Origin of the sequence: Phytoactinopolyspora mesophila (assembly GCF_010122465.1) — a bacterium.
GTDB classification, from domain to species: domain Bacteria; phylum Actinomycetota; class Actinomycetes; order Jiangellales; family Jiangellaceae; genus Phytoactinopolyspora; species Phytoactinopolyspora mesophila.
Map to the genome: position 1 here is coordinate 63,429 of NZ_WLZY01000009.1, position 12,375 is coordinate 75,803.

A 12,375-nucleotide genomic window follows, 5' to 3' on the forward strand; every position below is an offset into this window, starting at 1 on the left:
ATCCGTCAGGGACGAGGGCTGACGCTGTAGACCTCTACGGCGCCGAGGCCGCGCACCATCGTCGGCGGCAGGGCGCGCAGCGCAACGCTGGGCTCGTTCTCCAATGCCATCGCGGTGGCCATGTCGACGAGGACGGAGTTCCGTTCGGCCACCGTGGTCAAGCGAGCCGCGAGGTTGGTCGGAGTGCCGAACACGTCGCCCAGCCGGGCCACCACCGGTCCGGTGGCGATGCCGACGCGGATATCCGGCAACGCGGGGTTGAGGCCGATCTGTTCCACCAGCTGGCAGCCGATGTTCGCCGCTATGCGCGCGTCGTCCGCAACGAAGACGACTTCATCGCCAAGCGTTTTGACCACCCGGCCGCCTTGACCGAAGATGACGTCGTTCGTGGTCGCCTCGAACTCTTCGACGAGCTTGCCGAGCGCCTCGACGCTCAGTCCGCGCGACAACCGGGTGAAAGACACCAGGTCGGCAAAGCCGACCGAGGCGGGGGCGGCCAGCAGCGGAGCCTCGCCCATCTCAGCGATGGCCATCAGCCGGTTCACCGACGACGCGAGCTTGCGTCGCCAGGCATAGATCAGCAGCCGTTCGAACTCCGGTAGCAATTGCTGAGCCATCCGGTACGCCGAGCCGAGCCTGCTGTGCCGGCTCTCACCGTTGGCCACCGACTCCTCGATGATCTCGGCGAGCGTCTCTACGTGCCACTCGGCCAGCCGTCCGGTCATCCGGCCCAGCGCGCGGACCATCTGCACCGCGGTGGCGTCGTTCACCACCTTGGACTCCACCAGATCGACGACGGCACGCAGCGCTTCCAGATCCCACACGGTGAAAGCGGCCTCGCCGCCGACGTCGGGAAAGCCCAGCGCCCGCCAGTACTTGTCGACCTCGGCCACGGTCAGCCCGACAGCCTCAGCTACCTGTTCACGCGTGTACCTGCGCGACGCGCCCAGAAGCAGCCGTTCCATGTCGTCCGGGGTGAGCCGATCTCGGGTCACGGATGATCGGTCTCCCCGCCTGGCTCCGCCTCGTCCCGGGACCAGCTGGCGTCATGCGCTTCGGACACCAGCTCGCTCAACCGCAGCTGCACACTGTGAACACGTGGGACGTCGTGCAACTTGATCTGGCCTTCCTCACTCGCGGCCGACACAATGAGCGTGCCGCACCGCAAGATCCGGTCGAGCAGCCCCTGCTCGAATGCCGCGTCGTTGATCCGGCGCAGCGGGATGTTCCGGCCGGTGCGCCGGATAATGCCGGCACGGGTGATGAGCCGGAAGTTGGTGACGGTGAACGTCGTGGTCAGCCACGTAAGGAACGGCCGCAGCGACCAGTAGAGAATGACGAACACACCGACGATGACCAATGCCCACCGCCCGACGGTGGGGCCCGTGGTGTCGTCGTCGGGCAGGATGCCGAGGCCGAACCCCACGGCCGCGCCGGTCACGAGCAGCACCGCGACCGGGACTAATAGTGCCTTGACGTGTGTACGCAGGTGGTGCTCGACGATCTCACCTTCGCTGAGGTGCTTCTGCGGAAAGGCCATACGCGCATCCTGACACAACCAGGGGCTCTTACACGGGGCGCAGGTGCACAATGTCGCCGGCGCCTATCACCCGCCGCTCGGTGCCCGTCTGCAAGACCAGACGCCCGGTGTCGTCGATGTCTGCCGCGACGCCCTCGGCGGCGTCGGAACCAGGAAACTCTACGCGCACCTGACGACCGAGGGTGGCGCAACGCTGCCGATATGCCGGGGCGATCCCGGCAGCGGGATCGCCACGGTGATCGTGCCACTCGGCATAACGTTCGGCGAGCCGATCGCCGAGCGCTTCCAGCATCTCCGCCGGTTGAATGCCGGCCGCGCCCTCGAGAAACAGTGATGTCGCGGTCGGCGGCAGCTGGTCACGCCGCTGCGTGACATTCAGGCCGATCCCGGCAACAGCGGCAGCACCCTGCGGCGTGTCGACCCGTTCGACCAGGATGCCGGCCAGTTTGCGCTCGTCGACCAGGACGTCGTTGGGCCATTTGAGCTTCGCCCCCACGCCGGTGAGCCCGACCACCGCGTCAACCGCGGCGACCCCGACCAGCAGCGGCAGCCACGGCCACCGCTCGACTGGCACGTCGCGAGGACGGAGCAGGAAGGACACCGCGAGGCTGGATCCGGGCGGGGCCTCCCAGGTACGGTCCAGCCGTCCCCGGCCGGTGCGCTGGTATCCGGCGACGACGGCGGTGCCTTCGGCGGCGCCGGAACGCGCGAGTTCCGCGACGTCGACATTGGTGGAGCCCGTCTCCTCGACCCGCCGCACCTGCCACATGGCTTCTCCTAGCTACCTACGCTCGGTGATCATGAGCAGATTTCCGCCCTAATCCGCGATGATCGTGTGCGCATTCGGGTCACCATAGCGACACAAACTCTCTCACGATCACTGCGCGGCGGTGCGGAAATCTGCTCATGATCACGGCGTAGGCGGGCGCGCTCAACCGGTGTTCTGCAGCCCCGCGGCGACGCCGTTGACGCTGATCTGCAACAGCCGGCGGCTGGCTGCTTCGTCGGCAGTCTCCGTGTCCTCGCCCCGGCGCAGCGTCCGCAACGCGCGCACCTGCAAATACGAGAGCGCGTCGACATAAGGGTTGCGCAGCGCCACCGCGCGGCCGAGAACTCGACGATCCTCCAGGAGCCGGGAGTGCCCCGTCACATTGAGGACCCACTCGATGGCCAGCGCGTGTTCGGCCAGGATCATCTCCGTCAGCTCGGGTCGTTCGCCCAGTTCGAGGTAACGCGCGGCGATCCGGCGATCGGTCTTGGCCAGAGACATCTCGACGTTCTCGAGCATCACGGTGAACAGCGGCCATTCATCCCGGGCCCGCCGCAGCAGGTCCAGGTCGCCCACCGCGGCCAGCCCCGAACCGAGGCCGTACCAGCCGGGCAGGTTGACCCTGGTCTGCGCCCAGGAGAACACCCACGGAATCGCCCGGAGGTCATCGAGCGACGAGACGGTCAGGCCACGACGGGCCGGGCGGGAGCCGAGCGGCAGCGAGCCGACCTCCTCGAGCGGGGTGACCCGGGCGAACCACTCCGGGAACCCTTCGGTGTGCACCAGCGCGTGGTAGGCGTCTTTGGCGGCAGCGTCAAGGGTGGAGGCCACATCGGCGAACTCCACAGCGGCGTTGCGGGCGCGTTCTTCGACCTCCGGGGTGGAAGCAAGCAACACGGCGGAGGCCACCTGCTCGATGTGCCGGCGGGCAATCGCCGGATTCCCGTACCGCGCGAAGATGACCTCACCTTGTTCGGTGAGCTTGAGCCGGCCGTCCACGGATCCTGGCGCCTGGGCCAGCACCGCCCGGTTCGCCGGGCCGCCGCCACGCCCGAGCGCACCACCACGACCGTGGAACAAGGTCAGGGTGATCTTGTGCCGGGCGGCCCACTCGGCGAGTCTGGACTGCGCGTCGTACAGCTTCAGCGTGGCCGACACCGGGCCGACGTCCTTCGCGGAGTCGGAGTATCCGAGCATGACCTCGAGGCGATTCCCGGTCTCTTCCAGCCTGGCCTGAGTCTCGGGCAGGTCGAGGACACCTTCGAGCACCTGGACCGATGCTTCGAGGTCGGCGCCGGTCTCGAAGAGCGGGACGACGTCGAGCGCCAGCGCCCGCCCGTCCAGCGCATACCTGGCCAGCTCATGGACAGCAGCGATGTCGGCGGCGGACTGGGTGAATGAGACGACGTACCGGCGGCAGGCGTCGGCGCCGAACCGGGCCTGGATCTGAGCCATGACCCGGATGGTGGCCAGTACCTCTTGAGTCTGGTCGGACAGCTCACCACCGGCACGAACCTCCTCCAGCGCCGCGCGATGCACCGCGCTGTGCTGGCGGATCTCCAGCTCAGCCAGGTGGAAGCCGAACGACTCGACTTGCCAAACCAGACTCTGGAGCTCGCCGTACGCCTGCCGCAGCGCTCCAGACTGCACGAGGCTCGCCTGGATCATGCGCAGTTCCTCGAGCAGTTCGTCGGCATTGGAGTAGCCGAGGTCGGCGTCACGGCGCCGGGTGGCGGCCAGCCGGGCGGCGGCGTAGAGCAGTGCAATGCGATGCGGCTCGTTCGGGGAGCGTTCAGCAAGCTCCGCGTAGAGTTCCGGCTGGGCGGCCTCGGCGTCGCCCAGGATCCGGGTGATCTCTGGCGACGGAGGCGTCGATGCGGCGTCGAGTGTCAGCCCACGCCCCACCCGTGCGCAGGCGGTCTCCAGCGCGGCCAGCACGTGATCGGACTGAATCGCGATCGCCTGGCGGGTGATGGAGCTGGTGACAAAGGGGTTGCCGTCGCGGTCTCCCCCGATCCACGAGCCCAGCCGGACAAACGCCGGCACCCGGGGCGCGCGCATTTCCTGATCGTCGCCGAGCGCGGCGTCGGCGCGCCGGTAGACCTGTGGCACGACGTGGAACAGCACGTCGTCGAAGGCCGACATGGCGGTGCGGACCTCGTCGAGCGGTCCCGGACGGCGGGCCCGCAGCGGGGCCGTGCGCCACAGGACGTCGACGTGCTCGAGAAGCAGCCGTTGCGTCTCGGCGGCCTCGGACATGCCCAGCCGGGAATCGTCGCGTCGTTCCAGAAGCTCCGCGATCTGGCGGATCGCATTGACGACGGCGCGGCGGCGCGCCTCCGTGGGGTGGGCGGTCAGCACCGGCCGGAATTCGAGGCTGCCGAGCATCCCGTTCGCTTGGTCGGCGCCGGCCAGCGCGGCGATCTCGGCTACGGCCTGGGACATCGCACCCGACAGCGGCCGATCAGCGGCATCACCGGCGCGCAGCGCACGGATCCGGTGGTATTCCTCGGCCGCGTTCACCAGATGGAAGTAGACCGTGAACGCCCGGGCGACTTCTTCGCACCGATCCATCGGCCAGGAGCTCACGAGCCGTTCGGCCTGGCTAGCGGCGTCGTCAGCGACTGTCAGGTCTTCATGATGCGAGGCGATGACCAGCTCGCGGAGACGCTCGACGTCGTCGAGTAGACCCGCGCCACCGTACTCGCGAAGGACTTGCCCGAGGGCTTCGCCGAGGACGCGTACGTCGGCGCGAAGAGCGTCGGGCATCTCGAAGCGGGCAGCCTCACGGGACCCCGTTGCGGTAGGAGACACGTTGACTAGCGTAAGACCAGGGGGAGCACAGCCCGGAAACCGCCCGCCTTGCGAGATTGCCGGGCCCGGCTGGACACGGCTGATCGCGTCCGCGCCAGTCGCCCGGCCTGGCTGCTGAAGACGTTATGGTCAGCTGGTGAACGTACACAGGACCGGCCCCGCGCACCTCGCGCGACGCCGGCTCATGACGGTGATCACCGCTACTCTCGCTGCCGCCGCGGTCACGCTGGTGGGTTGTGGTTCCGATGACGACGGCGGTCAAGCGGGCGGGACCAGCCTCCAGCAAGCGCTCAGCCGGGTCTCGGCGACGGACGCGACAGTCACCTACATCGAGTTCGGCGACGCCGAACGGATACGTGAGGCATCGGGCGGCTCGTTCAAGGGTGTGTGGGGCAGCCTGGACGGATGGGGGTCTTCCACCCTGGCCCAGTATCGCCGCCAGGTTCCAGAGGTGTTGGGGATCGACCCGGAGGCGGCGCAGATGTACCTCACCGTGGGCCAACCACCAGAAACGGTCACATTGCTCCAGGGTGGTCAGGACGCCGAGGCGATCACGTCGGCGAGCACGGCTTCCGGGTGGACGGGTGAGGACACTCTGACGCTGGAGATGGACCCCACCCAGCCGATCAGCATCTCCTCCCCACACATCCGTCCGCTGGCGGACGACGTCGTCGTGGGTGGCACAGCCGCCGACCTGGGTGTCGTCGACGCCGATGGCGAAGACACCACCCTTGCCGGGGCACCAGTCGTCGGTGAGCTCGCCGATTGCCTGGGCGACGTCTTCGCCGCGTATTTCATCGACTCCGAGGCGTACCCGACAGCGTTGGGGGTGCGCCCAGCCGAGGACGACCCGGAGTCGCCGGTGAGCATCATGTGCGTGCTGACCCCCTCCGTGAGCGACGCGGAGCGCCTCGCCGAGGAGATCCCGTCGACGGTGGCCGAAGGCGATATGCCTTCGCAGGGAAGGCCGTACGCCATTATGTTCGAAGCGGCCGAGGCGGAGATCCTCGACGGCGAACACGTGGTGAGGGTGGAACTGGAGCATACCGACGGGGCGCTCGCCAACGTCATCTTCCAGATGGTTTTCAAGCGCGACCTGCCGGTGGTCTCCCTGGGCGACCCGGCCGCCGAACTCTCGGACGACGATACGCCCTGAGCCCAAGCGGTACGAGCGGTCGGCACACGCTCCCGATTCCCCATCGATCCACCCGCCGGTAGTGCGCCGACGAGGGACCGTGCCCTAAAGTCCGCCCATGTGCATATGCGGATATGTCCGGCGTCTACCCCATCGCCGGCGCCAGTGGTCACTCCCGATCGGCCTGACCACCCTTGCGCTCGTTCTCACCGCCTGCTCCGGATCGGACACCGGCGGAACAAGCACTGACGACGGGCACAGCGCCCTGGAACGCTCGCTCGGCCGGATCCAAGCGACCGAGTCAAGTGCTCAGTACATCGAATTCGCCGACCTACAGATGCTGGACGAGGTGTCAGGAGACTCCTTCAGCTGGACGTGGAGCAGCCTTGACGGCTGGGGCTCCTCGATCGTCGGGCCTTATGGGCGCCAACTGCCGTCAGTGGTCGGCGTGGACCTGAACGACGCCGGCTCCATCCTCGCGATCAGCACTTCACCGAGCGCGTTCATGCTGGTGGAGGGCGGCCAGGATGAAGACGAGGTCTTGACTACGGCTAACAGCTCAGGATGGTCCGGCGAGGACATCCTGATCGCCGAGGAGAATCTGCGACAGCCGTTGGCCAACTACATCCCGCAGATCAAAGCCACCGGGGCCGATGCGGTGCTGGGCGACAGTGAGGCCGACCTCTCACTGGTCGATGCCGACGACTCCAGCCTGGCCGACGATCCCGTCATCGAAGATCTCGCCGCCTGCCTCGGCGACGTCGTCGTCGGCTTGATCACTCACGGCGACGACTACTCCGAAGATGACACACCCGCGCTCGCAGCCGGTGTGCGCCAGGACGCCGACCACCCGGAGGCGCCCGTCAGCATCCTCTGTGTGCAAGCCGGCTCCGCCAGCGATGCCGAACAGATCGCCGGGTCGATCGACGAGGCGCTGTCGTCCGGGGTTCACCCCCGCAGCGGTCGATCGTATTCCACCTACTTCCAGGACTCCGACGTCAGTCTCGTCAACGGAGGGAGCACGGTGAAGATGGTGGTGAGCAATACCCCCGAGGCGTTCGCCAGCACCATCCTGCAGATGACCCAGGGACGCATGCTGCCCGGCGTCAACTCGACCGGCTGACCCGTCTACCCTGCAGGGGGAGCATCGAACGGAGGGATTCATGACCGCGACGGAAGACGGGCCGGACATTCATACCACCGCGGGGAAGCTCGCTGACCTCCAGAACCGGATCGAAGAAGCCGTGCACGCCGGATCCGCTCGCGCGGTGGAGAAGCAGCACGCGCGCGGGAAGCACACGGCCCGCGAACGGATCACGATGCTGGTGGACGAGGGCTCGTTCGTGGAGTTCGACGAGCTGGCCCGGCACCGGTCTACTGCGTTCGGGTTGGAGAAGAACCGGCCCTACGGCGACGGCGTGGTCACCGGCATCGGCACGGTGAACGGGCGCCAGATCGCCGTCTTCAGCCAGGACGTCACCGTCTTCGGCGGCAGTCTGGGCCAGGTCTACGGCGAGAAGATTGTCAAGATCATCGACTTCGCGCTGAAGACCGGCTGCCCGTTGATCGGTATCAACGAAGGCGGTGGGGCGCGGATCCAGGAGGGCGTCGTCTCCCTCGGGCTCTACGGCGAGATTTTCCGCCGCAATACCCATGCCTCCGGCGTCATCCCGCAGATTTCCCTCATCATGGGCGCGGCCGCGGGTGGGCATGTGTACTCTCCAGCGCTCACCGATTTCACCGTCATGGTGGACCAGACCTCCCAGATGTTCATCACGGGTCCGGATGTCATCAAGACCGTCACCGGTGAAGACGTCAGCATGGAAGAGCTGGGTGGTGCGCACACACACAACACGAAGAGCGGCAACGCTCACTACATGGGTTCGGATGAGACCGACGCCATCGACTACGTCAAGGCGCTGTTGTCCTACCTGCCGCAGAACAACCTCGACGAACCGCCGACGTTCGAGGTCTCCGAGCCGGTGTATGAGATCACCGACCACGACCGTTCCCTCGACACGTTGATCCCGGACAGCCCCAACCAGCCGTACGACATACACCGGGTGATCGAGACCGTCCTCGACGACGACGAATTCCTGGAGGTGCAGCCGCTGTTCGCGGCGAACATCGTCGTGGGATTCGGACGTATCGGCGGGCATTCGGTCGGCATCGTGGCCAACCAGCCCATGCACCTGGCCGGCACCCTCGACATCGACGCCTCGGAGAAGGCCGCGCGATTCGTCCGGACCTGTGACGCGTTCAACGTCCCGGTGCTCACCTTCGTCGATGTTCCTGGTTTCCTGCCCGGCACTGCCCAGGAGTGGGACGGCATCATCCGCCGCGGCGCCAAACTGATCTACGCCTATGCCGAGGCAACCGTCCCTCTGGTCACGGTGATCACCCGCAAAGCGTACGGCGGCGCCTACGACGTCATGGGCTCCAAGCATCTAGGTGCCGACGTCAACTTCGCCTGGCCAACAGCCCAAATCGCGGTCATGGGCGCTCAGGGTGCGGTCAACATCCTCTACCGGCGAGAGCTGGCCGAGTCCGACGACCCCGACACCCGGCGGGCCGAGCTGATCACCGAGTACGAGGACACCCTCGCCAACCCCTATGTCGCCGCCGAGCGGGGCTACGTGGATGCCGTCATCGAGCCGTCGCGCACCCGGTCCGCCGTGGCGCAGGCGCTGCGTGCGCTGCGCACCAAGCGGGAGACCCTGCCGCCCAAGAAACACGGCAACATCCCGTTGTGATCAGCCAGCACAACGCCATCACGTTCGAACCAGGAGGGCCAACCATGTCCGATACCGCCCCGGGCGGCCTCGGCACCCGTGACCGCGCGACGAGTGCGGGCTCGGGGTCGGACCAGCCGTTTCACCGGCGGCTGTCGCCCGGCGCCTGGTTCCGGGTCGTCGCCATCGCCGAGGCGATCTCGTGGGCCGGTCTGCTGATCGGCATGCTGTTCAAATACGTGATCAGCGACACCGAGATCGGCGTCACCATCTTCGGCCCGATTCACGGCATCGTGTTCATCATCTACGTGCTCGTCACGCTGCTCGTTTTCCGCCCGTTGCGCTGGGGGCCGTGGACCACCGTGTGGGCGCTGGCGGCGAGTGTCCCGCCGCTCACAACCCTGGTCTTCGAGCGGTGGGCGGTGCGCACCGGCCGGCTGAGCCCCGAGCTGCGCCATTCGTGATGATCATTGTGCTCCTTTCGGCGTTATAGCACCCACAAGCGCACAATGATCTTGAAGCCTGGCCTAGAATTCCGCCCATGAGCGACGAGAGCATGCCGCTGGTGCGGGTCATCAAGGGACACCCGACCGACGACGAGCTCGCCGCCGTCGTGACGGTCGTCTCGGCCAAAGCGGCTGCCGCGGCTGACCAGCCTGCGCCGGCCCGGCCGTCGACCTGGGCGGCGTACTGGCGTACCGTCCGCGCTCCGCTGAAACCCGGCCCGGGAGCGTGGCGGGCCAGCGCGCTCCCCCACTAGCGACAAGCGACACAATTCGGATGCCCGGCTGGGCGCCGACCAGTAAGGTGCCGCCATGAGTGAAAGCCCCCAGACGGCGCCCGGCCACCCCGAGGCACCCACTGTCGACTCGATCGCCGATCAATACGTGGACGAGCTCATCCGGCTCGACCCCTACGAGGCCACGTTCGCCGGCGTGACCGGCCACGATGCCGAATCCACTGACTATTCACCGGACGGCTACGCCGAACGGCTCGCGCTCACCAAGCGCACCTTGACCGCATTGGACCACGCCGTGGCGCGAGACGAACGCGAACGCGTGGCCGGAGAGGCGCTCCGGGAGCGCCTGGAGATGACGATCGCCACTGAGGAACTCGGGCTCGATCGCTCTCTACGCAACATCGCCAGTCCGGTGCATTCGGTCCGCGAGGTTTTCGACCTGATGGCCACCGAGACCGACGAACACTGGGCGGCACTCACCTCCCGGCTGCGCGACGTACCCGCGTCCCTGGACAAATACCGGCACACTCTCGAGGCCGATATCGCCGCCGGTTTGCTCCCTGCTCGCCGCCAGGTCGAGGCGGTCATCACGCAGCTCAACCGGGTGGCGGCGGAAGGATTCTTTACCGATCTGGTGCGTCCAGCTCCAGCGGCTGGGCGGGCTGAGCTCGAAAAGCTGGCTGCCGCCGCCGCTGAAGCCTATGCCCGCTTCGCGAGCTACCTGGGTTCAGACATCCACGGCCGCGCCCGCGTCGACGACCACGTCGGACGTGATGCGTACCAGGTGGCCAGCCGGTACTTTCTCGGCGCGAGCATCGATCTCGACGAGACCTACGAATGGGGCCTCGCCGAGCTCAACCGCATCGAGGGCGAGATGGCCGAGGTGTCGCGTCAGATCGTCCCGGGCGGCTCGGTCGACGATGCCGTGGCCGCGCTCGACGCCGACCCGGACCGCACCATCCAGGGCGCGGAGGCGTTCCGGCGGTGGATGCAGGAGCTGTCCGACCGCACCGTCGCCGAGCTGAACGGTACCCACTTCGACATCCCGGAGCCGATCCGCACGCTGGAATGCATGATCGCGCCCACCCAGGACGGCGTCATGTACTACACCGGCCCGAGCGAGGACTTCTCCCGGCCGGGCCGCATGTGGTGGTCCGTGCCGGAAGGCATGGACACGTTCTCCACGTGGAAGGAGAAGACCACGGTCTTCCACGAAGGAGTGCCCGGCCATCATCTTCAGATCGCCCAGGTCGCGTACCGGCGTGAGGTGCTGAACCGGTGGCAGCGACTGTTCTGCTGGATCTCCGGCCACGGCGAGGGCTGGGCACTTTATGCCGAGCATTTGATGGGCGAACTCGGGTACCTCGACGACCCCGCTGACCGGCTCGGCATGCTTGACGCGCAGGCGTTGCGCGCGGCCAGGGTCGTCATCGACATCGGAGTCCACCTCCAGCTCGACATTCCCGACGAGATCGTGCGCCGGGACGGGCTCCCGGCGGGGCCGTGGAATGCCGATGCCGCCTACGAGTTCCTCACCCGGCATACCCGGGAGTCGCCCGAGGTCGCTCGGTTCGAGATCATCCGGTATCTCGGATGGCCGGGCCAGGCACCGTCGTACAAGGTGGGGGAACGCATCTGGATGGCCGCGCGCCAGGACGCGCAGAAACGTCAGGGCGACGCCTTCGACCTGAAGGCGTTCCACCGGGCCGCGCTCGACCTCGGCACACTGGGTCTCGACCCGCTCCAGGACGCACTCGCCCGGCTCTGACCCGCCCCCATCCGGTGATCATGAGCAGAAATCCGCACCCCGCCCCCGTGATCATGAGCGGATTCCGGACGCTATAGCGACGTTATCGCGCTCACGATCACGGGGTTGGGGGCAGGAATCGGCTCATGATCACGGGGACAAAGTTCGCGAACCCGGACGCGGATGAGAACTATGTGGATCGTCCGACGCAACCGGGGCGAATAAAGGTGATCAACTTCGGTAGAGTGTGGGCGCGTGACGCGTTTGCTGCTCGCTTCGACTTCCCCGGCCCGGCTGGCCACCCTTCGCTCAGCCGGCATCGAGCCGGTGGTTCATCCACCAGGTGTCGACGAAGACGCCTTCCTCGCCGAGGCTCAGACCCGTTTCGGCCCTCTCACACCGGTCGACGTCGCCCTGACGCTTGCCCGGGCCAAGTCGGAGGCGGTAAGCGCCACCGCCTCCGGAGACATCCTGGTACTCGGCTGTGATTCCGTGCTCGAGTTCGACAAGCAACACTTCGGCAAGCCGGCCAGCCCGGACGAAGCAATCCAGCGATGGCAGCTGATGCGCAACAAGACCGGTGTCCTGCACACCGGTCATTGGCTGGTCGACGTCCGCCCCACCGTGGCCGGCGGCACCGGTGGCGCCATCGGCTCGAGTGCTTCGACTCGAGTGCATTTCGCGGATCTCAGCGACGCCGAGATCCGCGCGTATGTCGCCACCGGTGAGCCGCTGCGAGTAGCCGGCGCGTTCACCATCGACGGTCTCGGCGGACCGTTCGTGTCCAGCTTGGAGGGCGACCACCACAACGTGATCGGCCTGTCCCTCCCCCTGCTACGCAACCTGCTGGCCGACCTCGGCGTCGCCATCACCGACCTCTGGCGCTGATGCGCCCAAAC

Annotated in this window: 11 protein-coding genes; 7 read left to right on the forward strand and 4 right to left on the reverse strand. The window is 67.2% G+C overall.

Translation table 11 applies throughout. The features are described from left to right. Nucleotides 1-5 precede the first annotated feature (5 nt). The 4 genes from F7O44_RS32065 to F7O44_RS22870 form a co-directional block, all read right to left on the reverse strand. On the reverse strand, nt 6-995 hold the full coding sequence (locus tag F7O44_RS32065; RefSeq protein ID WP_162452624.1) for an adenylate/guanylate cyclase domain-containing protein: 990 nt from the start codon (nt 993-995) through the stop codon (nt 6-8). Further along, entirely contained in the window at nt 992-1,540 is a 549-nt protein-coding gene (locus tag F7O44_RS22860; RefSeq protein WP_162452625.1) for a PH domain-containing protein, read from the reverse strand. Before F7O44_RS22860 ends, F7O44_RS32065 begins: the two co-directional genes overlap by 4 nt. 28 nt (nt 1,541-1,568) lie before the next feature. Next, nucleotides 1,569-2,309, reverse strand: coding sequence for a biotin--[acetyl-CoA-carboxylase] ligase (locus tag F7O44_RS22865; RefSeq protein WP_162452626.1), 741 nt, complete (start codon nt 2,307-2,309; stop codon nt 1,569-1,571). 162 nt (nt 2,310-2,471) lie between these two features. Then, entirely contained in the window at nt 2,472-5,078 is a 2,607-nt protein-coding gene (locus F7O44_RS22870) for a phosphoenolpyruvate carboxylase (protein ID WP_162452784.1), read from the reverse strand. 181 nt (nt 5,079-5,259) lie between these two features. On the opposite strand from F7O44_RS22870, the gene F7O44_RS22875 reads away from it, so the two are divergent. From F7O44_RS22875 to F7O44_RS22905, 7 genes are all read left to right on the forward strand, one after another. Then, nucleotides 5,260-6,279, forward strand: a complete 1,020-nt coding sequence (locus F7O44_RS22875) for a hypothetical protein (protein WP_162452627.1) — start codon at nt 5,260-5,262, stop codon at nt 6,277-6,279. Between the two features lie 97 nt (nt 6,280-6,376). Further along, entirely contained in the window at nt 6,377-7,381 is a 1,005-nt protein-coding gene (locus F7O44_RS22880) for a hypothetical protein (protein WP_162452628.1), read from the forward strand. A gap of 40 nt (nt 7,382-7,421) precedes the next feature. Beyond that, the gene (locus F7O44_RS22885; RefSeq protein WP_162452629.1) at nt 7,422-9,011 is read left to right on the forward strand and encodes an acyl-CoA carboxylase subunit beta; all 1,590 of its coding nucleotides are present in this window, start codon (nt 7,422-7,424) and stop codon (nt 9,009-9,011) included. A gap of 44 nt (nt 9,012-9,055) precedes the next feature. After that, the gene (locus F7O44_RS22890; protein ID WP_162452630.1) at nt 9,056-9,454 is read left to right on the forward strand and encodes a DUF3817 domain-containing protein; all 399 of its coding nucleotides are present in this window, start codon (nt 9,056-9,058) and stop codon (nt 9,452-9,454) included. A gap of 77 nt (nt 9,455-9,531) precedes the next feature. Further along, entirely contained in the window at nt 9,532-9,750 is a 219-nt protein-coding gene (locus F7O44_RS22895; RefSeq protein WP_162452631.1) for an acyl-CoA carboxylase subunit epsilon, read from the forward strand. Nucleotides 9,751-9,805: 55 nt separating this feature from the next. Next, nucleotides 9,806-11,497: a DUF885 domain-containing protein gene (locus F7O44_RS22900; protein ID WP_162452632.1), complete on the forward strand. Its 1,692-nt coding sequence runs from the start codon at nt 9,806-9,808 to the stop codon at nt 11,495-11,497. A 234-nt stretch (nt 11,498-11,731) separates the two neighbouring features. Continuing rightward, nucleotides 11,732-12,364, forward strand: coding sequence for a Maf family nucleotide pyrophosphatase (locus F7O44_RS22905; RefSeq protein ID WP_162452633.1), 633 nt, complete (start codon nt 11,732-11,734; stop codon nt 12,362-12,364). Nucleotides 12,365-12,375: the final 11 nt, after the last annotated feature.